The following is a 25,396-nucleotide window of genomic DNA, read 5'->3' as shown; positions in this document are numbered from 1 at the left end:
TTCGTGAACGTCGGGCCGGTGACAGAGCCGATGGAGTCGGCCCGCTCGGCTGCCGGATTGCGTCCCCGGGTCGTGGCTCGGGCCGAAGCCGCATGGCTCCCTAGAACCTCGCCGGGTCGCGGTTCCGCGATTTACACCACACCAAGATCAATATCCGCGCGTTTTGAGCTTCACTCGATGTGGAGGTCTCTGAAGTGCGGATACTTGGTTACGGTCGCCTGTCGCGCGACGCCGAAGAGTCTACGTCCATCGAACGCCAACGCGAGGCGATCGAGGCGTGGGCACTCGCGAACGGGCACACGATGGTGGAGTTCGTTCCCGACGTCGACGTGTCCGGCAGCATCCATCCCGAGGAGCGCCGCGAACTCGGTCCGTGGCTGACCGATCCCCTCAAGGCCGACAGCTACGACGCTATCGTTGCGTACCGCCTCGACCGCGTCTCCCGCCGTCTGTTCCACACCGTCGACATGCTCAAGTGGGCCGACGCCCACGGCAAGACCCTCGTCTCGGTCACCGAAGGCTTCGACTTGTCCACGCCGCTCGGCCGGATGTTCTTCGCGATCATCGCCGTCATCGCCGAAGGCGAGCTCGAAGCCATCCGCAGCCGCGCCCGTGACTCCTTCCAGCAGCTCCAGAAAGTCGGCCGCTGGCGTGGCGGCTCTGTCCCGTACGGCTACCGCGCGGTCCGCAACCCCAATGGTGACGGGTACGTCCTCGAACCCGATCCTGAGACCTCCACGATCGTCCAGGAGATCTTCACCCGCGTTGCCAAGGGCGAGCCCCGGCTCGCCGTCGCCGCCGACCTCACCAAGCGCGGCCTCGTCACCCCACAGGGAAAGAAGGGCTGGACCGGCCCCAGCATCAAGGTGATGGTCACGCGCAAGGCGGCGCTCGGTCAGATCGAGTCGAAGCAGGACGGCCTCCTCGTCCTCCTACGCGACGAACACGGACTCCCCCTCCAACGCGCCGATCCGATCGTCACGACCGAACTGTGGAAGCAGGCCAACGAAGCCGTACGCGATGCCGCACGTCCACTAAAGCGAGCCCGTCAGACCGCGCCGCTGCTGCGACTCGTCTACTGCGCCAAGTGCGACGAACCGCTGTACAGGTTCAGCAATGGCCACTCAAAGGACTTCTTCTACCGCTGCTCGGGGAAGACCGTCCGATACAACGCCTGCACCTCGACGCCAGTACCCGCCGAAGGGCTCCATCGGTACGTCGAAGACCTCTTCCTCGACGAGGTCGGTGACGCCCCACGTCGCGAACGTGTCTTCGTCCCCGGCGAGGACAACACCGAACGAATGACCGAACTCCGCGAGGCCATCCGCGCCCTCACCGAACGCCAGACGAACGCGGGACCAGTCCAAGCCGAGATCATCCAGGAAACCATCACCAGCCACGAGACCGAGTACGCCGCCCTCGCCACCGTCGGCATCCGCAAGGCCCGCTACGAGTACCGCGAAACCGGCGAGACCTGGACCGCTTGGTGGAAGCGCACAACCTGGGACGAACGCCGAACCGTGCTCCTCAACGCAGGCATCTCAGTCAAGGTGCTCCTGGAACGCCCCAACCGCTTCCAACCCGGAGCCTGGACCGTCAACCTCGACCTGCCCACCAGCCTCCGGGAGAGCCTCGAACGCCTCTGATCCCGATAGCGTCAAACGTCCTATTGGTCATCGTCGATCGTTGATCGAAGACCTTCCGATAGATTCTTGTCATAGACAGCGGCCCAGTCGACGAGGTTCCCGATCATCTCCTTGATCTCTTCAGGAGTCTTCCTGCTGGTGAGTGAGTTGAGAGCCTCGGCGACACGAATCCACCGCTCGTCGGGTCTGTAGTCATCGATGTGGCGACGAAGCTTGGCTGCGGTGGCTGGCACCGTATCAAGGTTCGTGCCTTCCGACGCTGTGAGAAGCAGATACGCGACGGTAGTGGTGTGATCGTCCAGCACGACATGCCGTACGGCTTCCGCCTGAGCAGCTGCGTAGGCGGCTCGAACTCCGGCTATCTGTGCTGTTCGCCGAAGCACCTCCAAGTGCCGGGTCTCGGTCTGCCCTCGACTGTCACTGCTAAGACGAACCTCTGCCTTGTCAACCCGTAGGCCACGCCTCTCGGGTTGTGCCGCCAGGCAAGCGGCCGTGGCGGCAATAGTGGCCGCATCCGCGCACAGGACCGAGTACCGCCTAGCCACGTCCACGATGGATGTAACCGCTTGTCCACTGGTGAACGCGACAGCATGCTGCTCGGCCATTCGCCGTGGCCGGAGGCCTTCAAGGTGGAGCGCCACCGCAAAGACAATACCGGGTTCCCTACTGGGTACACAGAAGCTGGCGTCCACGGTCCATGGCTTGAGCCACCAGGGAATGTAGCGCTTGATCATTCACCGTCCTGTTGTCCAACCAGGAGCGCCTGACGCACCACTGCAGCTTCACCGTCTCGTAGCGCGGCCAGCAACCGCCCGTCGAGCTCAGCTACTCGCTCAGGTGGCAGCGTTGAAACGGCTTTCCATCTGAAGGACAATCGCGCGCCGGTCTGGTTGGCTTCCCCTGCCTCGATCACGTTGGTTGCCACCGCATCTCTGAGCACACCGATGACGAAGTTCTCGACCTCGATGGTCGTGCATGCCTCCATCCAGATGTTGAAGGCCGGTTGGATCTCTTCATCTTCGAGATCACGAAGCACACCTCCCCATACAGGAACCAGCGCCGCCTGAACCGAGCCGGATGTCTCGCCCTGCTCGATCAGAGCTGGTGCCGTGGTCCCTTCGGATCGTGCCTGGGCGATGGGGAGGAACAGTCGGGCGGCACGTTGCCGAAGCTCTGGCTTCTCTGCCTTCACATCACTACCAAGCCAGGCTAGAACCGCATTGCTCTGGTGCGCCTCGGTAACGAGCATCTGACACGCGCGCCGCAGAGCTTCTTCCACGACCGGATCAGCCTCGCCGCGAGAACGGTCATTCATGAGGTAGCTGAGCCGGGTGATGACCAACCTGGGATGTAGTGGAGCGAAAGTCTGGCTTGCGCAAACCTCGGCGACAGCACGCTTCAAGGCACGGTTCTCTTGCTTGACCCATTGGAGCGTGCGATCGCGGACGCCTCGCGAGATACCGGAGGCGGTTGCAGCACGTTCCAGAAGTCGCGCGGCATCGATGAGTGTGGCCTGCTTGCCAGCCCACGTTGAGACGACCTCGTAAAGGAAGTCGAACTCACCGCGCTGCTGGGCGTGACGGATGGCGAACTCGCCGATCCGCTCTTTTAGAATCTCCTGATCATCGCGTTCGACACCGTCGTTGCTAGCGAGCCCCATCAACCAGGCGAGCAACTTGCCTCGGTGCTCGGGCCAGTCGTCCCAGAAGTAGCGGACAACAGCTTCATCGAAACCGGGTCTCGTGAAAGCAACCTTGCCGTTCTTTAGCTCAGCAAGAGAATCACGCGCAAGTAGCCGAGTGCCTGGTCCGCTCAGACCTTCGACGTGGACCGCACCCTCATCGACGCTTTCAAGAAATGTGGTCGCCGCATTTCGAATCCGGATCGGGTCCCCGGAGGGAAGTACAGCGATCGCCAGCTGGAAGGCTCTCAGACGCGGGCGGTCCTGGTTCCGTTCGTTCCACAGATCAAGCTCGGTTTCCCAGGTTTGGAAGCGATCAAGCGCAAGCAACTGAATATAGACGTCACCTTCAGCAGACTCAGAAGCACGCCGGTCATGATTAAATTCCTCCTTCAGTGACTCCTGTTCAACATTGGTCATGCCATACCAATAATTCACGGCATAACGAATAGCCTCACAGAGCCGAACCGCTTCAGCAGGCGGCTTTCCATCGATCAAACGTCGCTGCCGGGCGAAGCTGACCCAGTCAGCCACTGGCGTGACCCCTGAAGGAACTCTGCCAGCGCTCATCGCGGCAGCCAAGTGCTTTTGCAGCACAAGGTACGGATCGGGACTGGAGAGACGCGCGACGCCGCGTTCCCGGGCCTGCGCTTCGGTAATGTCACCGACACCAAGAACGGCGACAAGTATCGAACGCTGTTTGCGAAGATCGTCTTCCAACCCTGCGAGGTGTTCGAACAAGAGCGTCCAGTTCCCGATTTCAACGTCCGTCAGGTCGAGCAGCCACGCACTCGCAGCATGCTCCGCCAGCTGCGTAGGCTCGACATATGGGTCCGAACGAGGATCAATTTTCCTTGGGGTGAGACCCTGCACAGCGGCCAACAGGGCACGAGCAGCGAAGGCACGGCCACCTTCTTCGACTGAGATTAGTGCGACACACGCCCGTCCACGGAACAGAGTCTCCTTGACAGCTTCGAATCCGTCAGGAGATACAAACAAGCTTCTGATCTTGTCTCCGATCCCCTCCATGGAGATCTTGCTGCTTCGGAGACGTTCACGGTGATAGTGCGCATGGTAGTCACCATCAAGGTAGCCGATTGCAGTCGTGTTGTCTGTACCGGCGAGTTCAATGTCGATGTCAATCGTTGCCCTGTCGGAGCCTGGGGCTCGATCCATTGCCACAGCATCCGCCGAGGAGAGTTCCGATACCAGTTCAGGCACTTCGGGTGCCGAGCCGGGCTGCGATGGAACGGACGCAACCAGCACGGCGGCCTCCGCTGGAGCCTGACCGTCCTGCGTCACGTGGTCTGGTACGGCCTCAGACTTCTGATCGGCCGCAGGTTCCGGCGCTTCCAGGTTCGTTCCACCGAAGTGGTTGAAGTCGTCCACTCACTCATCTCCCCGCTTGTAGCCGACGATTTTTGATCCGCCGTTGATGTTCCTAGCCCGCAGGTGCACGTTGATGTCTTCACCTGATCCCCCACCGGACATACCTGTCACCTCGGAGTTCTCGTCAATATCCGCCACATCCAAGCGGATCCGGACACGAGCTCCCGACTCTGAGCGGGCATCCTCGCCTCGGAAGGTGATGCGCTGACCGAAGAGGGCTTCGAGGTTGGCCCGCAAACGGGCCAGGGCCTCCATCAGAAGCGCGTCGTCGGGACTGAGGTATTGCAGCGAACCCTCGTAGCGCTCCGAAACGAGGACGTCGAGGTCCCCTGCGATGGCAGGCACGAAGGTGGACGCCGCAGGGTCCATCCGCAAGGGTTCGAGGGTTCCACGCAAGGCCGCCCTATCAGGCGCGGGAACGGTCTCGTCTGCCCGCCCGCTATACCAACGGGCCAAGGCGCCCCTTGCCAAGTCCACGAGGACGTTGTAGGCAACCCCCACAGCTGGGGCAGCGAACAGCGCGATCGGATCCATTGCGCTCCCTGAAGTCGGAAACCTCTAGTCCTCAAGAAGAGCAGAACGCTCCGCGCCCAGATACATGAAGCCGCTGTCGCAAAACCGACAGAAGAGACCGAGAGTGCGCGTGATAGGACATGACAGGCCCGTTGCGGGCAGGACAGCCCAGATCTCCCGCCGGACGACGGTGGTTATCGCGATCCCAGGAGCGGCATGTCTTTGACGAAGGAACTGCGGTCTCCCGCCAGCTCGATCACCGCCTACCTAGATGCCAGACTGTGCAATGTGGACACTGTCGAGCGGGTCTGCACACAACGCCTGGCGGCAACCTCACAGGTGAAAGCATCACCGTGCTCAGACTGGGCTCATCTTGGCACGGCCTTCGAGGTTTCCATTGGCCTTGACCTCGCTGAGTCCGTCCCCTATGAAGATCTTCTGCTCCGTAGGCCAGCTGATGAGAACGACCGTCTGCTCCGACTGGCGGGGTTCACATCGCTCAACATGCCTTGGGGAACAGACGAAGCCGTAAGCAGAAGCGGTCGAGAATCGCTGTCGAACGAGGGGGTCCGTGAGTACCTCGGTTGGTGCTGGGACCTGATCGTCTATGACGCTCTACGGAAGCACGATCCGAACCTCGTGCTCAAGATCATTCAACAGGATCGTGCCAGCGAACCCAATGGACGTTTCATCCCCACCCCGGACGGCAGCCATCTCGCTCTCTGGCAGACGTACCAAGCCAGAGGCCGCCAACAGCTCACCCGACTCGGCAGCCCCGTGACCGTCGCACCGAGTCTCCTGAGTGGCTTCGCCGTGCCCGACATCATCCTCGGCACCACGCTCGTCGACATCAAGCTCGTCAATGAACCTGGACCTCAGATCCGCCAATGGCTGCGGCAACTGCTCGGATACGTGCTCGCCGATACCGACGATCGACACCAGATGCGCCGCGTTGGGATCTTCGTTGGATGGCACATGACACTCCTCGACTGGAAGCTCGCTGAGGTCACTGACATCACCGACGACACTGAACTGGCAGACGCTCGCAGAGAATTCTCGGCGCTGTGCTCCCATGTCATGGAAGAAATACGGATCCGCAAGAAGTAGGACAGAGCCATGGACATGCAGTCCCAGATTGCTGAACTGAGCATCTCGACCATTTCTCGTTACCCTGTCAGGTGTTGGGAGGCGGATCAGCACTCATGGCCGCCCGTCGCATGCCTGTCTTAGCGGGGCCGTGGAGGTCTCCGGGGCAAGGGCCACCCGCAGGGTGGTCGCGAAGCGACGCGCAGCGCCCTTGACACGGAGGGCGGCGCCGCTATCCTCACGCGACGACGGGCGTGCTGGTCTGTGTTGGCCCGTAGGCTGACGCCATGACACCGGAACGACCGACGCAGTGGACCATCCTCGGTGAGCATGAAGTCGATGGGACTCGTCGGGCGAAGTGGAGCGTCGCGCATGTCCGGTTGCCTGATGGGGTGGAGTTTGAGCAGTACGTGCTGCGTGCACCGGCCTCGGCGATGGCTCTCCTGATCGATGCTGAAGACCGGGTGCTGTTGATGTATCGGCATCGGTGGGTCATTGACCGGTGGGTGTGGGAGCTTCCTGGTGGGTACTGCGACCCGGAGGAAGACCCGGCAGTGTGTGCCGCGCGCGAGGTTGAGGAGGAGACGGGTTGGCGTCCGACCGCGTTGAAGCCGTTGGTCGCGTTCCAGCCGTGGGTAGCGACGGCTGATTCCGCTCAGCACCTCTTCGTCTCCTATGGGGCGACGTTCACCGGCGCGCCCGTGGATGTCAACGAGGCCGAAGAGATCGCGTGGATCCCGTTGGCGGAGATCCCCGAGCGGATCGCGGCCGGTGAGATCGTGGGTTCGGCGTCGGTGATCGGGTTGCAGGCGGTGTTGCTAGATCGCTTGCGGGGTTAGGCGTTGACTGATGTCGGCGATCAGCTCCGCTGCGGCTGGGACGTCGCGATAAGCGGTCAGACCGACGGCGACGCGGCGGAGGTATTCCTCCGCTCGTGCTGAGCGTAGATCGCTGGCCAGGGTGAGGGCTGCTCGTCCTTTCGCGGCGGCTTCCTCTGGTCGACCGGCGCGGGTGAGCGATGAGGCGAGTAGGGCGAGGTTGAAGGCTTTGCCGCGTACGTAGGCGTCGTCCATGTCGAGGCTGGCTTCAGCGGAACCGACGGCTGCTGGGTCACCGAGGGCGAGGAGGGCGTGGCCTCGTAGGGCTGCGAGGTAGGCCGGTCCCATGTACCCGATCCAGGTTGGATCGCCGGTGCGGTCGGCGCGGTCAAGATGGTGTTCGGCCGCCAAGAGTGCTCTGGCGCAGCGAATACTGTCGCCGTTCACGGCATAGCCGTGGGCCGCCAAGGCGGCGGCTTCTGCTGCCAGGGCAGGGACGGCGGCTGCTTCGGCGGTGCGGAGTGCCTCTTCCGCGAGGTGCACCGCTTCGGTGCCTTTGCCGAGGAACGCCGCTTGGTGTGCCAGTGCCGCCAGTAGTTCGGCCGCGAGGGGCAGGTCTTTGGCGGCGGCTGCCCAGGTGTGGGCTTGGTGAAGGTGACGTTGTGCGGCTCCGTGGAGGCCGGAGTCGTAGCAGGTCCATCCGGCCAGTTGCGCCAACTCCGCCAGCGACGACAAGAGCCGCGAGGCGACGCGATCGCTCATGCGCGCGGCGAGCAGTGGCCGAGCCTCGCTGGTCAGGTACCGGGCGGTCATGTCGCGGACGGCACCACCGCCGAGGCGGTTGTCAAGGCCCCGCAGCGAGACCGTCATCGTCGCCAGCACCTCGATGTCCGGCGTACCAAGGCTCGGGGCCGCAGCGTCGATGGTCACGACCGGTGCCGAGGTCACCAAGGCGATCGAGTGGAGCAGGATGCGGCGGCGCATCGGGTCTCCCGTCGTTGCCAGATCGGTGAGCACCCCGCCGGCGTCGAGCGCGTCATCTAGCGCCTTCGCGAACGCCTTGGTGAGGGTCTTGTACCCGTTCTCGACGCTGCGGATATGGGACGCCGACACCTTGCTGCGGGCACCGAGCTGGATGGAGTCGAGCCCGGCAGCCGTCCTCAAGCGACGGAGTGCACCGCCGACCGTACGTCGCTCCTCGGGTGTCGTCATCGCCCCACCGCCAACGGGATCACACGGGATCACCAAGCCTGTACCGACACAAATGCCTGTGAGCCAGGCTACATCTACCAGCTGGCCACACCCACGACCAGCTGGGACACAACGAAACGGCGGGCTCCGATGGCCCGCGACACCGTTTCTTGTTCACGCACCAAAGGGGACGGTCCCGGATCTTGCGACAGACGACGAGACCGTCCCACCCATCAGCCGTCCCTGCGAGAGGAACCGACCGATGTCAACCGTAGCCGTGGAAACCCTCGTGTACGGAGTCTTCGCACACGAGCACAGGACCATCGAACTTCGGGGAGCCATCGGCAGCGAAACCCTCTGGCTGGTACGGACCGATCCCAAGCCCGACCTCAACCTCGGATGCATCACACACACCTCCATCAGGCCGTCGCTGACCTTGAACCCGAGCTACGTCGAGCGGTTGTCCGCGCACGTCGACGAGCTTCAGGCGCTCGCGATGGAGGTCTACCGCACCTGGGCACGTGGGAAGGCCGATCCGATCAGGAAGGACCTTCAGTCATGAACACGAAGATCTGTACGAGATGGACCTCGGAGCCGTCAACTGGCTCACCCTCTGCGGCGGAAACCAAGGCACCGGCCAGGCCGAATCCTGCGCGATGCTCGCCGAGATCCCCGACTCCGGCGGGTACGCGATCGCCGACAACAAACAACCCGGCGTGGACCTGCGCTTCACCCCGGACGAGACGCGCCGCCTACGCGACGAACTCAACAACCTCGACCTGGCCGCATAACAGCCAGCCGTCACCACGCCCCCGCCGCCGATCGCGGCGGGGGCTCGTCCACAAAGGAGGGAACATGGAGCAGCCAACGGGGATCTGGCGGTGCTACCGCTACCAGGGGAAACGCCCCACCGATGCCGAGGCCAGGGACAACACCGTCGCGGTACCGCCGTTGCAGACCGTACAGTGGTTGAAGAAACCCACCAGCATGCGACTTCTGTCGACCACGCACCTTGACGAAGTCGAGCTGTGGTTGGCCGAGCAGTCCGACACGTACGGCCCCAGGCTCCTCAACGGCACTGAGGAAGACATCCTCCGCATGAAGGAAGCCGTCGGCTACGCCATGCAACGGATCAAGATCGGCAAACCCGTGGTGTGGGGACACTGGCTGACCGGCGGGATCTACCTCGCACTCGCGATCATCCCCGATTGGGGCACCGATGGTCGGAATTGAAGTCCTCCGGGTTACCTCGGTTCCCAAACTGGAACGAGAACTGATGTCCAAAGCCGACGACCTCTCGCCCCGCCAACTCGCCGACGCCGCCCACCACCTCGGGCTCTACCCACCCAACTTCGACGGCGGAAGCAACCCACCCATCGCCCTGATCTCCCCCGGAGACACCGGCTACGACGGCACCGAACCGATACTGATCTGGAACATCTGCGATGATGTACCGGACGATTTCGATCCCCAACTCCCCCTCCGGCGGATCTAATCGAACCGCTGGCCTGAAACGGCTCAGCCGTTTCCTTGACTTTCAGTGGCACTCCAGATGACTGGGCTACAAAAAACGAGTCGCCATTCAGCAGAATCGACGCCAAACCCAAGGCTTCCATCTTCGGCTTCTAGCGCCCACCGACACTCGAAGGCCCCCGCACGTCCATTAACGGTCGCCGAACCTCGGGATATCCAGATCGCAGGGGCCTCCGCTTCCAATCCTACGATGCAGAATTCAGCGAGCTGGAATCCATCAAAGTCCTGACGCAGCTTTCCAGCTAGTTGACTATGCCGCCTATCTTTTGAATACCGCCTCCCTAGATAGTTTGCCAGTACGCCGAAATTGCGCTCGCGCCACCCCACCAAAAATGCATACGTACGCTGATATATTTCATGCTCTTCGAACGCATCTTCCCTGGAATCCAGCTTCTTGGGACTCCAGGCAGCAACCTTCTCCTTGAATTTGCGATTTTCATTTACCTTCCGAAGAATGTCACGAAACGACGGCAATGGAGGAACCGGCGTCTGCGATTTCACCGTCGCGTTAGCCCAGTCGGCAAGGGCGAAGAGCATGTTCCACGCCTTTGTAGCGACTACAGCATTGTTATAGTTCACGATAGAACCGTGCATGATTCCATGACGGTGCAGCTCGAACACTTCGCTGTCAACACGCTTCTTCACGGTCCGGGTAAATGCCTTGAGCGCATGCGTTAGACCTAGATGATGGCCCACGACACTGTCCCAAGCAACCATCTCGCTGGGCGTCCTTGAGGCCAACCCTTTCCGCTCGACTGGCTGGAAGTCGTTAACAAATCCATCCATGATCGCAATTAGGTGCAGCACACAGCTATCAAACTCGTCAACCTCATAGTGCCGAGCCGCACGCTCGATTAGCCGGAACCGTTCTCGCAAGCCTGGAACGTTACGGACCTTTATCAAACCGAATTTCTGAGTAATGAGCCCTCGATGATGCTGAATAAATCGTGCTTCTGCATCCTCTGGCGTCGTCGTTTCGCCTAGGAGCGCTTCCACCGTAGACACGGATAGAGAATCGTGGAAGATCCAGTTACGCGGACCTAGACGTACATAGAACCGGTCGACAACGTCAGCAAGGTGCTCCATCTGACGCTCGATATCGATCAACACCGCTCGCTGCCGTCGCGCGATGAAAAAGGTTATCAGCTTACCGGCTTGGATCTGCTGAGACATCTTACGAAACGAAGGAAGGTCGCGCGCAGAGCCATACGCCGTTGGCTGAGACGCGGAATCCTGGTTCGACATGAGACCATAGTATCGAGACCGAAGCCGAGCATCCTTTAATCAGACGTCCCGAGATCCAGATTGATCATGTCCGATCGCAACGCGGTTCCCGCTCATAGGTCAACCCGTCAGCCATGGAGACGTCTACCTGGCACAAGGACTACCGGTAGTCAACAAATTCAGGGGCCTGGATCATGGACGCTGTGTTGGCATGGTCGGACGCGACTGTGACGGGGCCATGTCGACTGATTGATCGTACTGGGGCACGGATCGCGGTGTTGGGGGCTGCTGTGGTGCGGCTTGGCGTGGTTGGTGGACGGGTCGGTCGACCTGGTCACGGCGTTGTTGGATCGACTGCTGCGGAACGCGCGGGCGTGGTGTGTATCCGGCGGCTCGGCGTTCAACCTGGCGGGCTTCCCACGCAGCTTGGGCTGCCTGGTCGGCGAGGTACTTGTCGTACACGCGCGGGTCGGGGTTGGTGATGCGGCGGGCGAGTTGGATGGCGTGGTCAGCGGCTTGGTAGGCGGCGCGTTGGGGGTGGGTCTTGGTGATGTACCCGCCGATGGGGTGCGCCGGGTCGTTGCTGGTGACGGCGAACTGTTCGCGGTAGGCGGCAGCGATGCCGATCTGTTCACACCATGCCGTGCGGCGGTCCGGCTCGGCGGGTGGTTCGCCGAAACCTTTGATCCATTCTGGATGGTCCTGGATCGCTTGTTGGGTAAGAGTTTGGCTGCGGGCCACGATCCGGCTCGCCTGCTCGGTCAAGTAATCGCCCCACTCAGGATCTTCGAGGAGTCTGGCGGGGACGCGTACCCATGGCGGGAGCCCGGCTGACGCAGCGATCGTGTCGCGGTGTGGTTCGTCCCGGCCGGCGGCGACCTCCATGGCGTGGGCCAAGCGGGGTAGGAGGGTAGCCAGGCTTGACGCCTCGGCGTGCATGCGGCGGATCTCGTCGGTGGCGGCGTCGGGATTGGTAGCACGGTTGACGACGGCTTCGAGGATCTCGCGGGCTTGATACGCCTTCGGGTCGGTCTTGGGGCGGTTGAGTCGCTGTTCAGGGTCATCGGTCGCGATGTGCGTGGTGACGTAGAAGCGGGTGGCGTCCTTGGCACGACTGGCGGCGACGTAGAGGGCCTCCCTTGTCCATGCGTCGGTGATCAGGAGATGTGCGGTGTCGACGGTTGCGCCCTGGATACGACGCACGGTGGTCGCGTACGCCAACTCGACATGCTCAGTCACATACGTCGACGGCAGAACCAGGCGTCCGTGGTGACCACGGTTCTCCACGACGAGGGCACCGTCGTCGTGACGGTGGAGGACACGCCACATGTCACCGTTACGAACCCATTCCCTGCCGCCGTGTGTCGTCAGGCGTCGATTGTTGTCGCGGGTGACGATCCAATCGCCTTTACCTGCGCGGTTCCCGTCGCGCAGTACGACGCCGACGTTCTCAACCAGTCCGGCACGGCGTAGGTCGTCACGGGCACGGGCCGACAGGGCGGTGACATCGGCGTTCGACAGGGCGATCATCAGGGAGTTCTTCCCGGCCCTGCGGTCGTTCATCCACGCGGCGTAGACGGCTTCCGTCATCGCGTCCTTCTCGCCGCCGACGATCCGGCCATGTTGTTGGTAGTGGTCGAGAGCCGCGCTGTGGCCTTCCCGCATGGCCAGGGTGGCTCGTGCTTCGTGCGGGTCGCGGAACCGGTGAAGGTCGGTGAGTTCGACGGCCCCGGCTTCCCTCGCGATCAACGCCAGAGCACCACCGGAGGCCATGGCTCCGAGCTGCCGATAGTCGCCCACGAACCGGACGGTGGCACCGTGCCGGGCAGCCAGGTCGGTGATCGCGTCCAAGTGTGGGGTACCGGCCATCCCGGCCTCATCAACCAGGATCACATCTCCCGGCCGGACAACCAGGCCCGCGAGGTGTGCCGGTACCAGGGCTCGGCCTTCGAGGGCGGCGGTGTGCAGCCCTTGCCGGTGTTCGTAGAGGAACTTGTGGATCGTGTCGGCCGACACGCCCAGTTCCCCGGCGAGGGCACTGGCGGCTGTCGCCGATGGGGCCAACGCGATCACACGCCGCCCGGCCTGCCGAAGGACGTCGGTGTAGGCGGCCATCGCCGTCGACTTGCCAGCCCCAGCTGGACCGATCCCGACCGTCAGGAGTCTCGAGTCGGTCGCGAACGCTTCCACGAGCGCGCGTTGCCCGTCGTCCAACACGCGACCCGTCCGCGCCTGGAACGCCTCGACGGCCTTGGCCACATCCTCGGCGGTCATCGTGATTCCGGTGACCGTCTCCGCAGCGGTGACCAGTCTGGCTTCAGCGTCGAGGTTGGCCGTCGAGGTGTACTTCTCCGCACCGTGTTCGACGAACACCGACGTGCCGTCCGCACGTCGCAGTGCCGCCGGAACTGGGACGGCGTCTGGGTCGGGGGTGATGTGGATGCTCAAGGCTTCCGACGTCGCGTGCCCCACCGCCTCGTCGATCAGGACGCGACGCTGCCCTGCGGTGAGCCCGTCGACAGTGCGTGCGAGGCGTTCGGTCTCCGCGACGAGGTTCCAGCGTGTCCACACCGCGCGTGTGGCGGACACGTTCTCCACGACCTGCGCAGCGAGGTCCACTGCCGCGATCGACACGGACCGGTGCCCTTCGTGACGGACCCGGTTGCCGGGACCAGACACGACCGCGTCGAGTTGTGCCAAAGCCTTGGAGCCGAGGTGCCACCAGGTTTCGGTCCGCCACGCCGCCCGCATCTCCGCATGGGTGCGGGGTGCACCTTTCTGGTGACGGGTTTCCAGGGTGGCTTGGCGGCGCAGTTTGTAGGCGGTGTCCTCGTCGGGTGTACGGCCGTGCTCGGCCCGGTATTGAGCGGTGAGCTGGTCGTGCCGTGCAACGAGAGCGGCGTGGCGTTTCGAGAGCAGGGACAAGAGTTCGGGTGCGACACCGTCGATCTCGCGAACCACCTGCCGAGACCCGTCTGCCTCCTGCCTGGTCGTGAAACCGACCCCGAGCCGAGTGGCGAGGCCGTCGTGGAGGCTGGTGTTGTACCGCTCGCTCGCGGCGACCGTCAGTCGATGCAAGGGGCGGGCGTCGAGAGCTTTCCAGGACCCATCAACGGCTTGGATCTTGTTGGAAATGACGACGTGGGTGTGCAGGTTCGGATCACCGTCACGCGAGTCGAAGTGGTCGAACGCAACCGCCACCAGACCCGTCGTGTCGACCTGCGCGGGGCCACCGGCGCCGGCTCGCGTGAACGCCGCATGCTCCTCCAAGAACGCCATCGCCTCGGCGATCGCGTCCTTATGCGCTGCCAGGATCGCCTCCCGCACCCAGCCACGTTCATCCAAGCCATGCAGGATCGCCGCCGACTTGATCGGCGTGAACACCAGGTCGAACCCAGCCGTCGCGGACTGCTGCTGCCGCTTGGCTTCGTCCCTGCGGACCCTCGCGATCTCTTCAGCCGTCGCCGCGCGACCAGCCTCGGCTTCAAGCTTCTCCACGGAGGTGGTGACGCGTTCCTCGAACCCCGGCAGAACCTTGTATCGACCGAACCGTCGCCCCAGGCTCGCGGCCTTGGCAGCTTCGGCGACCAACTCGTTCTTCTCCCGTGGAGTCATCCCGGGACGCCCATGTTCGGCCAGGTACGCATCGATCACCTTGTCGGCGTTGGGGTGACGGCCCTCAGCGAACAGATGCCGCATCTGTTCCTCCGACACCTCCTGCCCAGACAGGCCCAACACCTCGCTACCGCGTCCCAACCACACACCCGGCGGGTTGCCCGACGCGACGTAATAGTCCGCCGCATCCTGGCCCTTGATCCGCTGCCCGTCGCCACCCGCGATGTTGCGTGTCAGGTACGTGTACCCGTTCCCGACCGTCAATTTCTGCATCACCATCACCAAGGGCACGCACCTCCAGAAAAAGGGGAGCCCGGGAGCGGGGAAACGAGCAGAAAAGGAGTCATGGCGAGCAACCATAGCCACGACAAGGCCGAAGTGCAAGACGTGTCTCCACTCCTGCCGACTGGTGCTGATTGCTGCTGAATAGGTTCACTGGAATGACTTGAAAGATGATTGTTGCGTGATCGTGATCTAGCATGTTTGGCCTGGCAGATGACATGCTTGAGCCTGATTTGTCGAGCTTCTTGGTTGACGCTTTGGTGAACGTTCTGGCACTGACCGAGATGGAAAGAACTGGAAAGACACGGGCCGACACGCCAACGCCTTGAAACACCACATAATCCCGTGGTCACATCCGGAGCTTGTCGATCACTCAATCGGATGGTTACCTGTTCCGCTATGGGAAACACGACCAGCACCAAATGCGCACCAGCACGTGAACCATTCGCCTCACACCTGAACCGTCGTGTCCTGCTCGTCCCGGACGCCGCCGCACCCGATCGTCACGAGGCCGCCATCGCGAACATCATCGGCTTCGCCGCCGACTGGCGGCCCGACGAGATCATCCTGATGGGCTCACACGTCTCCTGCCGCCCATGCAGCATGCAGGCATGGCGCGCGACCGGCCAGCGTCCCGCAATCCTCGCGCCGTGGGTGCCACCCCTCTACGACCATCAGCGGCTCGTGTCGACCCTCCATCGGCTGAGACAGGCCTTCACAGGAGCGGCTCGACTGGAGGGGCACGCGCGGTTGCCCGAAACCGAACGGGGCCTCTGCGATCAAAACTGCGATGCCCGGTTGCAGGAACTCGCCGATCTCGGTGTGACCTGCCGCCCTGGCCCCGGCGAAATTCTGCCTGGATGGACGGCCGCCTACACCCGCTCATGGCCCGGTTTGCCGTACCCGATGGCTGCGATCCGCCTCGCACGGATCCTCGGTCGTTCGATCGTCTGCGCTGGCACCGCAGCCTTTGGCGCAGTCACGGAGACCTACGGTTCAGGCGCTCAACGCATGACCCGCTGGGGTATCGAGATTGGCGGGCTGAGGCGTGCAAACCGGACTGCGAACGGACCACGCCCGTTGGGCTTCGGGGTCGTCGAAGCCGTTGGCAACCGAATCCACGCAGAACCGGTTGCCGTCAAGGCCGACGGGAGCTTTGTTCCACCAAGCCGCGTCGTCTCGTGAGCTCACCTCTCGCCGCCGCTGTGAGGCTTGTAGGGCCTCAGCAGGACTATCCGGCGAGTCGCGCCACGTAGACCGGGAACGAAGGCCAAGCGACGTCAAGAGTGGCGACGGCCGGTCGCAGCTCCGACCACGGCACCACACCGGGATTCAGCTCCGACGCCATGTACTCAAGTACCTCGGTCGGGCTGTCAACCACCCGGAACGAGCCCCCGAACGGCAACGCCTCCGCCTCAACGGAAGCCAAGGAACACCGCAACTGCCCGGCCTGCCCGTCGTACCAGGCGTAGAACACCACCGGCCCGGCCACACCCGCGAACCGTTCGCGCAGTCGCCGCCCGACCTCGACGAGGGCCGCGCCCACCAACTCAGGCTCGAAGTCGCCCGGATCAAACCCGAAGGCCATCGTGTTGCCCCGGTCTGCGGCGTTCACGTCGCCGGGCGCGAGCAGCAGGTCCTCCTCCACATAGGACAGAACCTCTCGCGCCAGCTCTCCCGACACATCGACCTCCCCGTACGTAAGCGCCGACGACCCGACCCCCACGTCAGAGGATCAGGTCGTCAACCAAAGCCACGAAGCCTCGAATCATGCGCCTGACCAGCCAAAACACTCACCTGCTACGGTGGTGTAAAAGCTAAAAGCGCGCCGGCTCCCGGTACTCGCCCCACTCCTCGCGGAGCACGTCGCAGATCTCCCCCAGCGTCGCCTCGACGCGCACCGCGTCGAGCATCGCCGGAATCATGTTCGCGTCGGTCCTCGACACCTCGACCATGTGCTTGAGCGCCGCGTCGACGGCGGCCTGGTCGCGTCCGCCCTTGCGGGCCGCGAGGATCCTCACCTGCTCGCGCTCGACCTCGTGGGACACCCGCAGGATGTCGAGGTCGCGGGCGACGGTCTCGGTGTGGCAGTTGACGCCGACGATGCGCTTCTCACCGCGCTCCAGCTTCTGCTGGTACACGAACGCCGCCTCGGCGATCTCTCCGGTGAACCAGCCGTCCTCGATCCCGCGGAGGATGCCGCTGGTGACCGGCCCGATCTTGTGCGACCCGGCGGCCATGGCCTCGCGGGTGACGGTCGCGGCGTCGTCGCCGGTCTCCCCGCCGAGCGAGAGGATGTTCCGGAAGATCGCCTCGGCCTCGGCCTCGATGCGGTCGGTGAGGGCCTCGACGTACCAGGACCCGCCGAGGGGGTCGGCGACGTTGACCACGCCGGTCTCCTCCATCAGCACCGCCTGGGTGCGCAGCGCGATCTCGGCCGACTCCTCGGTCGGCAGCGCCAGCGTCTCGTCGAGGGCGTTGGTGTGCAGCGAGTTGGTCCCGCCCAGAACCGCCGCCAGCGCCTCGACGGCGGTCCGCACGACGTTGTTGTACGGCTGCTGCGCGGTCAGCGAGACACCGGCGGTCTGCGTGTGGAACCGCATCCACTGGGCCTTCTCCGACGTGGCGCCGTAGACGTCGCGCAGCCAGCGCGCCCAGATGCGGCGGGCGGCGCGGAACTTGGCGATCTCCTCGAAGAAGTCGACGTGCGAGTCGAAGAAGAAGCTCAGTCCGGGGGCGAAGACGTTGACGTCCAGTCCTCGCGACAGGCCCAGCTCGACGTAGCCGAAGCCGTCGGCGATGGTGAAGGCGAGCTCCTGCGCGGCGGTCGAGCCGGCCTCGCGGATGTGGTACCCCGAAACGGACAGGGGCTTGTACCGGGGGATGTTTCCGGCGCAGTAGTCCATCAGGTCGCCGATGAGGCGCAGGTGCGGCTCGGGCTCGAAGAGCCACTCCTTCTGGGCGATGTACTCCTTGAAGATGTCGGTCTGGAGGGTTCCGTCCAGTTTCCCGATGTCGGCGCCCTGCCGTTCGGCGGCGACGAGGTACATGCAGAAGACGGGCACGGCGGGTCCGGAGATGGTCATCGACGTGGTGACGTCGGCGAGGCCGATCCCGTCGAAGAGGACCTCCATGTCGGCGGCGGAGTCGATGGCCACACCGCAGTGGCCGACCTCGCCGAGCGCCTTGGGGTCGTCGGAGTCGCGGCCCATGAGGGTGGGCATGTCGAAGGCCACCGACAGGCCCCCGCCGCCCGAACGCAGCAGCATCTTGTAGCGCTCGTTGGTCTGCGTGGCGTTGCCGAAGCCGGAGAACTGGCGGATCGTCCACGCCCGTCCGCGGTAGCCGGTCGGGTAGAGGCCGCGGGTGTAGGGGAACTCGCCCGGCCAGCCGATCCTGGCCATGCGCGGGTCGTCGACGCCTTCGGCGGGGCCGTAGGCGGGCTCGAGTTCCACTCCGGAAAGCGTGGTGAAGTCCGCGTCGCGCTTGCGCGCGGCGTCATAGCGCTCCTGCCAGCGGTCGCGTCCTGCGGAGATGTCGGCGGAGTTCACGTGGGTTCCTTCCGGTACGGCTGCACTGCCCCGCCCATCCTAAGTCGCCGACCTTAACGATCGCTAACGCGGCGGGTGATCTTCTCTCGTCGCACACGCGTACGAAGCCGGCACCCCGCGAACGGGGTGCCGGCTTCGAAGAGACTCGAACCGTGAGGTTACGGCCTCTCCAGGTCCCCACCATCGATCATGTTGAGCAGCCCGGCCCAGGTCTCAGTGGTCGTCTCCAAGACCGGTCCACCACGGTCCTTGGAGTCACGCACGCCAATCACCGAATTCGGTGCGGCGAGCGCCACTTCGACACAGTTGCCGTTTCCCTGGCCGCTTTTGCCTGCTTTGCGCCAGGTTAGGAACCTATAGCCGCCCACTTGTTACCTCCTGTCAGTCAACCGCTGCGCGGTGCTACTGAGCAGCTTCTCACTGTCCTTTGTAGATAGCGAGGCCTCACGGAGACGTTCGTAATGAGCGACGAGCGGATTGACGTGTTCGGGGTCGGCGAGCAGCTCGTCGACGGCCGACATCTCGACCGCCGCCACCACGGGATCCTCGGGGTCGGGGTAAGTGAAGATGGAGTAGGTCGACCAGGGCACCGAATAGCCGGGCACGTGGGCGTCCACGGGCAGAATGCGGACTGTTATGCGGTCCGACTCGCGCATGGTGCGCAGCATGTGTTCCAGCTGCTCGGCCATCACGGGCGCGGGCGCCGACAGCCTGCGCAGCACGATCTCGTCGAGGATCACCTCGTAGGTCGTGCCGCCGGGTCGCTGCAGCATCCGCTGCCGTCCCGTGCGCCCCTCCCACACCAGCGGGTTGGGTCCGCTGCCGCCGGACAGCTGGGCGGCCGTCTCGTCGCGGGACTCAAGGTAGGCGCGGATCTGGAGCAGGCCGGGGATGAAGTTCTGCTCGTAGGCCCGGATCGTGGCGGCGCCGGCCTCCAGGTCGGCGTACATCGCCTGCCTGGTGCCCATCTGCTCGGCGATCCGGTGCCACCAGCCCTGATCGGCGGCGTCCCTGGCGATGGCGACGAGCTTCGTCCACTCGACGCCGTCGACTTCGAAGGCGTCGAGAACCTTGATGATGTCGCCGACATCCGGCCGGATGCGCCCGTTCTCCAGTCTGGAGAACTTCATGCGCGCCTGTCCGACCTTTCGTGCCAGCTGCTCGTGGGTGAGCCCCGCCTTCTTCCGGAGTGCGCGCAACTCCATGCCTAGACGCATGCGTCGCACCAAAGGACTGATCATCCGCGATCACCACCACTGATCTGGGTGAACTGTGAGTACTGCCGCCGTTGCCGACCTTACGCCGCAGGTCATGGAGGTCAACATGTGCGCACAGTCGCAAAGGCGACAGAAATCGTAAGGAGGCTACGCTATGCGTCACCGTCCTATGTACTCGGCCGTACCGTCCACAAGGTGCAGTCGTTGGTCGCAGGACGCGGCCGCCTCCGGATCGTGCGTGGCGAAGACCACCGCCGCGCCCCTCCACGCCTCGGCGTGCAGCAGCTCCAGAACCCGCTCGCGGTTGGCCGCGTCGAGCTCGCTGGTGATCTCGTCGGCCAGCAGAACCGTACCGCGCATGGCGATCCCGCGGGCGATCGCGACGCGCTGCTGCTGCCCGCCGGACAGCTCCTCGACGAGCTGATCGGCCTGCCCGGTGAGGTCGAGCCGGTCGAGCGCGTTGGCGGTGCGCTCGTCGGCGTCGTCGGGCGCGACCCCCGTGGCCAGCAGCGGGACCTGGATGTTCTCGTAGGCGGTGAGGCTGGCGGCCACTCCGTTGTCCTGTGGGATCAGCACGATCCCCTTGGCGACGGCGGCATCCCGGTCGCCGAGGGGCGCGCCGCCGAAGGTGACGCTCCCGCCCGCCGGCCGCATCAACCCCGTCAGCGTCCACAGGAGACTCGTCTTGCCCGCGCCGGACGGACCGGTGACGGCCAGGACCCGGCCCGGTTCGGCGAGCAGGGAGACGCCGTCGAGGATCACCTGCTCGCCGACGGTGACGCGCAGATCCTCGGCCAGCAACGGACCCAGTTCGTCCACAGTGCTCACTCTGGCCTCCCGGTGCCGATCGTGGGGATGAGCCGGACGGTTCCGTCGGGCCCGGCCTCGGCGCGCATCAGCGTTCCGGGAGGGTGCAGACGCAAGATCTCCGGCGGCAGGTGCACCGAACCGTCGCGGGCGACGACGAGATAGTCCTCACCGCGCCTGCCCTCGGCGCCGACGCGGCCGTCGCGGATGGTGACCGTGCGGCCCATCCGGGCGCCCACGTCAGGGTCGTGGGTGACCACGATGACCGTACGGCCGGTGCGGTGCACGGCCTCCAGAGCGCCGAGGACCTCGTCGCGGGAGGCGGTGTCGAGCTGCGAGGTCGGCTCGTCGGCGAGCAGCAGCCCGGCGCCGTTGGCGGCGCCGACCGCGACGGCCAGGCGCTGCCGTTCACCGGGAGAGAGCCGTTTCGGGAGGCTCGTCGCGGTCGCGCGTCCGGCGAGGCCGACGAGTTCGAGCAGCTCGCGCGCGGAGGGCATCTCGTCGCGGTGCTCGCGCGGGACCCCGCCCTGCGCGAAGCGGATGTTGTCCTCGGCGTTGAGGTACGGCAGCAGGTTGCGCGAGGCGCCCTGAAGCACGACGCCGACGTCGCCGGCGCGCATCCGCTGGAGTTCGAGCGCGCCGGCCTTGGCGAGGTCGCGTTCGCCGACGCTGAGCCGCCCGGCGGCCGGGCGCAGCAACCCGGCCATCAGCGACAGCAGCGTGGACTTCCCCGATCCGGACGGTCCGACGAGCGCGACGGACTCCCCGGGTGTCACGTCGAGGTCCACACCGGACAGTGCGACGACGTCGTAGCCGTCGAGCCGGTAGATGTAGACCAGTCCGCGGCAGGTCACGCCTATCGCGGGGTGATTGAAGCCGGTCGTCACTGCTCCCCCTCTCGCAGCCGGGCGGCGCGCCCGTTGCGGCGCAAGGCGACCACGGCGTACCAGACGGCGGCCGCGAAACCGAGCACAGTGATCGCCAGCGCCGCGGGAGGCCACGGGCCGCTCGCGTCGTAGACGGTCGGCAGCGCGTCTCCGCCGGCGCTGACCATCGGCACCGTCGGCAGCATCAGCCACGCTCCGGCCAGACCGGACGCCAGCCCGAGGAGCAGCGGTACGCCGATCACGATCGAGTACTCCTTGGCGATGCTCGACTTCAGCACCTTTCTCCCCACACCGGCGACCCGCAGCGCCGCGACCTCGTAGCCGCGCGCCGTCGAGGCCGACTGGGCGGTGAGCAGGACCGTGCCGACGGCCAGCAGCACCGCCGCGCCCGCCGCCAGCAGGTACAGGCGCAGCGCGAGCGCGGGCGCCTTGCGGCCCAGGCCGTCGAGGTGCTCGTCGATCCCGCCGGTGTCCACGACGGGCAGTCCGGCGGCGGCGAGCCGTTCGTCGAGGTCGGCCGGTGCCTCGGCGTTGGCCCAGACCTCGTAGGTGACCGTGGAGAACCCGCCGAGGCCGATGCTCGTACCGGCCTGCATCGCCGTGTAGGACAGGTCGGTCAGCAGCGCGCGGGTGCCGCCGCTGGGCACTATCTTGTCCGTGCCGACGATGTGGAAGGGCTGCGGGCGTCCGTGCAGGCCGGGGAAGTTGAAGTCGACGGCGTCCGGATCGTCGGCGGGGGCGACCCCCGACAGGATCGTCGGCAGCGCGGCGGGGATCGCGGCGTGCTCGGCGAACAGGTCGCGCGGGTCCGAGGAGCGGGCCAGCAGCCGCAGGCCCTCCGGCGTGGCCGAGACCCGCATGCTGATGTCGGCGGTGAGGTCGGAGGGGCGCCGCCACGCCGCGCCGCTGGTCAGCGTGTCCGACAGATCCTTGTCGCCGTCGAGGATCGAGCCGATGTTCAGCTCGACGTCGATGTCGTCGAAGGTGCCCGGGAAGCGGCTGACACCGAGTCCGATGAGCTGGCAGCCGCCGCCGCAGCCGGGAAGCTCCGCGCGGTAGGTGCCCGAACCCGGTTCCAGCTCACCGAAGCGCACCGTCTGCGGCTGCTCGCCGACGCCGGCGAGGCGGGCGACGAGCCGCATCGGGCGGCTGGCGTCCAGTTTGGACACGTCAGCGGTGATGGTCAGCGGGCCGCTCACGACGAGCGGGTCGGGGCCCGGCGGGTGGAGCGCGCCGGCGGTCTCGTCGAGCCACGCTTCGTCGTGGTCGCGCCAGATGGCGACCTCGCCGAGCCGGTCGGACTGCACCGCCACGAGCCCCACCAGGCCCTGGCCGTAGTGCACGTCGGTGCTCGCGACGGCCATCGCGAAGTCGCCGTCGGGGTCGATGCCCTTCACCGCCTCGATCAGCGCCGATGGGTTGGCCGCCGTCACCTCGTAGACCCGGTGCGCACCGAGGGTGTCGCCGGCGACGAGTTCGCGGTTGCGATCGCCGATCTGCCAGGCGACGGCCGCGAAGGACAGCAGCGACACCGCCACCGTGATCAGCACGATCACCTGCCGGATCGCCGGGCGGCGCGCGATCTGCGACCACGTCAGCAATGCCACGACCGCCCCCCTGCCACCGGAGCTGGCGACCCGCGCGCGGGCCAGCGCGCCCAGCAGGCGGGCCGCGCCGACGCCGACCAGCAGCGCCAGCAGCGGGGGCGCGAGCAGCACGATCGTCGAGGAGCCGTCGGCGTCCTCCGACCGGGCCTGGTACGCCTGGTACAGCGCGATCGCGCCGACCGCGGCCAAGGCGCCGTCGACGATGCCGACCCGCCAGCCCCGCCGGGGCGGCACCCGCCGCAGCAGGTCGAGGATCGGCAGCGAGAGCGTGCGCCACGCTCCGAGCGTCGCGGCGACCGCGGCTCCGGCCAGGGCCGCCAGCGCGTAGCCGAACAGTTCGCCGGACAGGCCGGTGTGGGTGCCGTCGGCCAGAACGAAGGCGGCGGTCGTCTCCACCAGCCCCAGGCCCAGCAGGATCCCGATCGGCGCGGCCAGCAGGATCAGCAGCATGGCCTCGGCGAGTCCGAAGTAGATGGTCGCCGAGCGGTGGTAGCCGCGCAGCTTGGCCAGCGCGACCTCGGGCGCGCGGGCCGCCGACAGGTTGGCCACCACGATGAACAGCACGAACCAGCACAGCAGGATCAGCGGGATCGACACCACCGGCACCGACTCGCCGATCGCCTCGGTGTCGGCGGCGATCGCGTCGAAGGTGCCGGGCAGCCCGGTCAGCAGCTCCCGGTCGTCGACGACCAGGACGGTGTCCCAGGCGGCGAGGTCGGCGACGAGCCCTTTCACGTCGGACACCTGGACCCGGTCGGGGAGCAGGGGGTACTCGAAGCGCATGTTCAGCGCGACCTTCGGGCCGCCGATCGCGCGGACGTCGTCGTCGGTGGACACGAAGAGGGCGTCGAGGCGAGGCGTGCCCTTCTCGTCGAAGCCCTGGTCGAAGTAGCGGGTACGGCCCCAGTAGCGATCGGGTTCGGCGCGCGGGGCGTACAGGCCGCTGACGACGAGGTCGATCCGCTGCTCACCGGCCATCCCGTTGGACACGGTGACGGTCTCGCCGACCTCGACGCCCTGCCAGTTAGCCGAGCGCTCCGACAGCAGCACCTCACCGCGCGCGGCGGGGCAGGCCCCGGAGACGATGTCGACGTGCCCGCACACGTCGTCGCGGTAGGCCAGGCGCACCGACGGCTCGTCGGGCACCCCGCGCATCCGCGCCGACCCGCCCGCGTCGGTGTCGACGGCGGCGACGGCCGGGCCCAGCACGTCGTCGAGGCCCGGGTAGGCCGCCAGGGACGCGTCGACGGCGACCCGCGCCTGGTCGACGGCGGCGTAGGCGGACGATCCGGCGCTGCCCTGCGCGTCGACGCTCAGGCCCGACGAGACCGGCGACAGCGCGCGCAGTCCGTCGGTGAGCATCGACTGCTGCGCGGCGGCCGTGTAAGCCGGCGCGAGCACCGCCGCGGCGACGGCGACGACGGCCAGCGCCAAGACGACGACCGATCGCCCGGGCCGATGCCGGATACCGGATGCGGTGACCCCACCCAACACGCACCTCGTTCTCTGGCCCTCGGGACCGTCGGCGATCGTCGTAGAGCCCAAGATTCCGGCATCGGGGCCACGATGGGCGCGTGTGTTTCCGATTTGTTGTGGAACGGCAACGCGTGCGAAACGCCCCAAGGTCGGCTGTCGCACCGGGCTGGCATCCTGCCGCCATGGGATATCAGACCGAGTTCGCCGGTTCGGTGGAGGTCGCGCCGCCACTGAACGAGGGCGAGATCGCCTTTCTGAGGCGCTTCGCGAGGACTCGACGGATGGACCGGACGAAGGGTCCGTACTTTGTGGACGGCACCGGGTACGCCGGTCAGGGGCACGATCCCGACATCCGCGAGTTCAGCAAGCCGCCCAAAGGGCAGCCCGGCCAATGGTGCAAGTGGGAACCGAGCGCCGACGGAACGCGGATCGCGTGGAACGGGGCGGAGAAGTTCTACGACGCCGCCGAGTGGATGGGCTACCTCATCCAGCACTTTCTCCAGCCGGGCGCGGTGGCGTCGGGGGTAAGGGTGGAGGGGTGGGTGTACCCGGCGGAGTTCGCGGACCTGACCTTCGATCATGTGGTGAACGGACGGATCGACGCGGCAGGGGAAGACCCGAACGATGTGTGGCGCATCGAGGTCCACGACAACGTGTTGTACGTGGTGTGCCGTGAGCCGCTGGACCTCGACGACTGGGAGGGCGAGCGGGAGCACGCGGTGTGGCGGTTCGAGGGGTGCGCGTCGACGAGGCTGAGCGACGGGGAGGCGATGGGCTTCGAGGAGGTACGCCACACCGAGTGTCAATAAGATGACACCATCACACACGGTAACGGGAACAAATGATCGAGTAATCTTCGCCGAGAGCCTACGA

Annotated in this window: 22 protein-coding genes; 9 read left to right on the top strand and 13 right to left on the bottom strand. The window is 65.5% G+C overall.

Annotation, left to right across the window (positions count from 1 at the left end; translation table 11 throughout):
* Nucleotides 1-194 precede the first annotated feature (194 nt).
* On the top strand, nucleotides 195-1,646 hold the full coding sequence (locus AB0I28_RS33460; RefSeq protein ID WP_357499724.1) for a recombinase family protein: 1,452 nt from the start codon (nucleotides 195-197) through the stop codon (nucleotides 1,644-1,646).
* Nucleotides 1,647-1,666: 20 nt separating this feature from the next.
* Here AB0I28_RS33460 and AB0I28_RS33455 read toward each other — a convergent pair whose 3' ends face one another.
* From AB0I28_RS33455 to AB0I28_RS33445, 3 genes are read right to left on the bottom strand one after another with little or no spacing between them, the layout of a single operon-like run.
* Entirely contained in the window at nucleotides 1,667-2,380 is a 714-nt protein-coding gene (locus AB0I28_RS33455) for a hypothetical protein (RefSeq protein ID WP_357499723.1), read from the bottom strand.
* Nucleotides 2,377-4,716: a hypothetical protein gene (locus tag AB0I28_RS33450; RefSeq protein ID WP_357499722.1), complete on the bottom strand. Its 2,340-nt coding sequence runs from the start codon at nucleotides 4,714-4,716 to the stop codon at nucleotides 2,377-2,379. Before AB0I28_RS33450 ends, AB0I28_RS33455 begins: the two co-directional genes overlap by 4 nt.
* Nucleotides 4,717-5,250, bottom strand: coding sequence for a hypothetical protein (locus AB0I28_RS33445; protein WP_357499721.1), 534 nt, complete (start codon nucleotides 5,248-5,250; stop codon nucleotides 4,717-4,719). It lies immediately after the preceding gene.
* A 195-nt stretch (nucleotides 5,251-5,445) separates the two neighbouring features.
* Between AB0I28_RS33445 and AB0I28_RS33440 the strand changes: the two genes are divergently transcribed.
* Both AB0I28_RS33440 and AB0I28_RS33435 read left to right on the top strand, forming a co-directional pair.
* Complete coding sequence (locus AB0I28_RS33440; RefSeq protein ID WP_357499720.1) at nucleotides 5,446-6,336, top strand: hypothetical protein; 891 nt, start codon at nucleotides 5,446-5,448, stop codon at nucleotides 6,334-6,336.
* Between the two features lie 266 nt (nucleotides 6,337-6,602).
* Nucleotides 6,603-7,154: an NUDIX hydrolase gene (locus AB0I28_RS33435; RefSeq protein ID WP_357499719.1), complete on the top strand. Its 552-nt coding sequence runs from the start codon at nucleotides 6,603-6,605 to the stop codon at nucleotides 7,152-7,154.
* Here the strand turns inward: AB0I28_RS33435 and AB0I28_RS33430 are convergent.
* Entirely contained in the window at nucleotides 7,134-8,345 is a 1,212-nt protein-coding gene (locus tag AB0I28_RS33430) for a helix-turn-helix transcriptional regulator (protein WP_357499718.1), read from the bottom strand. The two genes, AB0I28_RS33435 and AB0I28_RS33430, sit on opposite strands and share 21 nt — an antisense overlap.
* A gap of 241 nt (nucleotides 8,346-8,586) precedes the next feature.
* Here AB0I28_RS33430 and AB0I28_RS33425 point away from each other — a divergent pair, with 241 nt between their 5' ends.
* The 4 genes from AB0I28_RS33425 to AB0I28_RS33410 all read left to right on the top strand — a co-directional run bounded on the left by AB0I28_RS33425 (nucleotide 8,587) and on the right by AB0I28_RS33410 (nucleotide 9,819).
* A complete protein-coding gene (locus tag AB0I28_RS33425) occupies nucleotides 8,587-8,886 on the top strand; it encodes a hypothetical protein (protein WP_357499717.1) in 300 nt (99 codons plus the stop codon).
* A 19-nt stretch (nucleotides 8,887-8,905) separates the two neighbouring features.
* A complete protein-coding gene (locus AB0I28_RS33420; RefSeq protein ID WP_357499716.1) occupies nucleotides 8,906-9,115 on the top strand; it encodes a hypothetical protein in 210 nt (69 codons plus the stop codon).
* 64 nt (nucleotides 9,116-9,179) lie between these two features.
* Nucleotides 9,180-9,557: a hypothetical protein gene (locus AB0I28_RS33415; protein ID WP_357499715.1), complete on the top strand. Its 378-nt coding sequence runs from the start codon at nucleotides 9,180-9,182 to the stop codon at nucleotides 9,555-9,557.
* 43 nt (nucleotides 9,558-9,600) lie between these two features.
* The gene (locus tag AB0I28_RS33410; protein ID WP_357499714.1) at nucleotides 9,601-9,819 is read left to right on the top strand and encodes a hypothetical protein; all 219 of its coding nucleotides are present in this window, start codon (nucleotides 9,601-9,603) and stop codon (nucleotides 9,817-9,819) included.
* Nucleotides 9,820-9,842: 23 nt separating this feature from the next.
* Here AB0I28_RS33410 and AB0I28_RS33405 read toward each other — a convergent pair whose 3' ends face one another.
* Complete coding sequence (locus tag AB0I28_RS33405; protein WP_357499713.1) at nucleotides 9,843-11,102, bottom strand: hypothetical protein; 1,260 nt, start codon at nucleotides 11,100-11,102, stop codon at nucleotides 9,843-9,845.
* Between the two features lie 171 nt (nucleotides 11,103-11,273).
* Nucleotides 11,274-14,975, bottom strand: coding sequence for a MobF family relaxase (gene mobF, locus AB0I28_RS33400; RefSeq protein WP_357499824.1), 3,702 nt, complete (start codon nucleotides 14,973-14,975; stop codon nucleotides 11,274-11,276).
* Between the two features lie 402 nt (nucleotides 14,976-15,377).
* Here mobF and AB0I28_RS33395 point away from each other — a divergent pair, with 402 nt between their 5' ends.
* Nucleotides 15,378-16,163 carry a hypothetical protein gene (locus tag AB0I28_RS33395; protein WP_357499712.1) on the top strand — a complete coding sequence of 262 codons (786 nt, stop codon included), beginning with the start codon at nucleotides 15,378-15,380 and terminating at the stop codon, nucleotides 16,161-16,163.
* 46 nt (nucleotides 16,164-16,209) lie between these two features.
* On the opposite strand, the gene AB0I28_RS33390 is transcribed toward AB0I28_RS33395, so the two are convergent.
* The 7 genes from AB0I28_RS33390 to AB0I28_RS33360 form a co-directional block, all read right to left on the bottom strand.
* Nucleotides 16,210-16,662, bottom strand: coding sequence for a hypothetical protein (locus AB0I28_RS33390; RefSeq protein WP_357499711.1), 453 nt, complete (start codon nucleotides 16,660-16,662; stop codon nucleotides 16,210-16,212).
* Between the two features lie 133 nt (nucleotides 16,663-16,795).
* Nucleotides 16,796-18,529 (bottom strand): methylmalonyl-CoA mutase family protein, encoded by a 1,734-nt coding sequence (locus tag AB0I28_RS33385; RefSeq protein ID WP_357499710.1) that lies wholly within the window; start codon nucleotides 18,527-18,529, stop codon nucleotides 16,796-16,798.
* A 158-nt stretch (nucleotides 18,530-18,687) separates the two neighbouring features.
* Nucleotides 18,688-18,897, bottom strand: a complete 210-nt coding sequence (locus AB0I28_RS33380) for a DUF397 domain-containing protein (RefSeq protein ID WP_357499709.1) — start codon at nucleotides 18,895-18,897, stop codon at nucleotides 18,688-18,690.
* A 3-nt stretch (nucleotides 18,898-18,900) separates the two neighbouring features.
* Complete coding sequence (locus AB0I28_RS33375) at nucleotides 18,901-19,746, bottom strand: helix-turn-helix transcriptional regulator (protein WP_357499708.1); 846 nt, start codon at nucleotides 19,744-19,746, stop codon at nucleotides 18,901-18,903.
* Nucleotides 19,747-19,905: 159 nt separating this feature from the next.
* Entirely contained in the window at nucleotides 19,906-20,565 is a 660-nt protein-coding gene (locus tag AB0I28_RS33370; RefSeq protein ID WP_357499823.1) for an ATP-binding cassette domain-containing protein, read from the bottom strand.
* A gap of 5 nt (nucleotides 20,566-20,570) precedes the next feature.
* Nucleotides 20,571-21,440, bottom strand: coding sequence for an ATP-binding cassette domain-containing protein (locus AB0I28_RS33365; RefSeq protein ID WP_357499707.1), 870 nt, complete (start codon nucleotides 21,438-21,440; stop codon nucleotides 20,571-20,573).
* The gene (locus tag AB0I28_RS33360) at nucleotides 21,437-24,538 is read right to left on the bottom strand and encodes an FtsX-like permease family protein (protein WP_357499706.1); all 3,102 of its coding nucleotides are present in this window, start codon (nucleotides 24,536-24,538) and stop codon (nucleotides 21,437-21,439) included. Before AB0I28_RS33360 ends, AB0I28_RS33365 begins: the two co-directional genes overlap by 4 nt.
* A 167-nt stretch (nucleotides 24,539-24,705) precedes the next feature.
* On the opposite strand from AB0I28_RS33360, the gene AB0I28_RS33355 reads away from it, so the two are divergent.
* Nucleotides 24,706-25,332: a hypothetical protein gene (locus tag AB0I28_RS33355; protein WP_357499705.1), complete on the top strand. Its 627-nt coding sequence runs from the start codon at nucleotides 24,706-24,708 to the stop codon at nucleotides 25,330-25,332.
* Nucleotides 25,333-25,396: the final 64 nt, after the last annotated feature.

Source organism: Phytomonospora sp. NPDC050363 (assembly GCF_040655735.1).
Lineage (GTDB): Bacteria > Actinomycetota > Actinomycetes > Mycobacteriales > Micromonosporaceae > Phytomonospora.
Note: the sequence above shows the minus strand (reverse complement) of the source record. Positions and strands in the feature narration are given on the sequence as shown.

What these genes read in the sequence shown, in the direction of transcription:
- AB0I28_RS33425 (WP_357499717.1), top strand. Translation starts at nt 8,587, where the DNA reads ATGTCAACCGTAGCCGTGGAAACCCTCGTGTACGGAGTCTTCGCACAC.
- mobF (WP_357499824.1), bottom strand. Translation starts at nt 14,975, where the DNA reads ATGGTGATGCAGAAATTGACGGTCGGGAACGGGTACACGTACCTGACA.
- AB0I28_RS33355 (WP_357499705.1), top strand. Translation starts at nt 24,706, where the DNA reads ATGGGATATCAGACCGAGTTCGCCGGTTCGGTGGAGGTCGCGCCGCCA.
- AB0I28_RS33440 (WP_357499720.1), top strand. Translation starts at nt 5,446, where the DNA reads ATGTCTTTGACGAAGGAACTGCGGTCTCCCGCCAGCTCGATCACCGCC.
- AB0I28_RS33395 (WP_357499712.1), top strand. Translation starts at nt 15,378, where the DNA reads ATGGGAAACACGACCAGCACCAAATGCGCACCAGCACGTGAACCATTC.
- AB0I28_RS33375 (WP_357499708.1), bottom strand. Translation starts at nt 19,746, where the DNA reads ATGCGTCTAGGCATGGAGTTGCGCGCACTCCGGAAGAAGGCGGGGCTC.
- AB0I28_RS33415 (WP_357499715.1), top strand. Translation starts at nt 9,180, where the DNA reads ATGGAGCAGCCAACGGGGATCTGGCGGTGCTACCGCTACCAGGGGAAA.
- AB0I28_RS33410 (WP_357499714.1), top strand. Translation starts at nt 9,601, where the DNA reads ATGTCCAAAGCCGACGACCTCTCGCCCCGCCAACTCGCCGACGCCGCC.
- AB0I28_RS33445 (WP_357499721.1), bottom strand. Translation starts at nt 5,250, where the DNA reads ATGGATCCGATCGCGCTGTTCGCTGCCCCAGCTGTGGGGGTTGCCTAC.
- AB0I28_RS33435 (WP_357499719.1), top strand. Translation starts at nt 6,603, where the DNA reads ATGACACCGGAACGACCGACGCAGTGGACCATCCTCGGTGAGCATGAA.
- AB0I28_RS33420 (WP_357499716.1), top strand. Translation starts at nt 8,906, where the DNA reads ATGGACCTCGGAGCCGTCAACTGGCTCACCCTCTGCGGCGGAAACCAA.
- AB0I28_RS33405 (WP_357499713.1), bottom strand. Translation starts at nt 11,102, where the DNA reads ATGTCGAACCAGGATTCCGCGTCTCAGCCAACGGCGTATGGCTCTGCG.
- AB0I28_RS33430 (WP_357499718.1), bottom strand. Translation starts at nt 8,345, where the DNA reads ATGACGACACCCGAGGAGCGACGTACGGTCGGCGGTGCACTCCGTCGC.
- AB0I28_RS33455 (WP_357499723.1), bottom strand. Translation starts at nt 2,380, where the DNA reads ATGATCAAGCGCTACATTCCCTGGTGGCTCAAGCCATGGACCGTGGAC.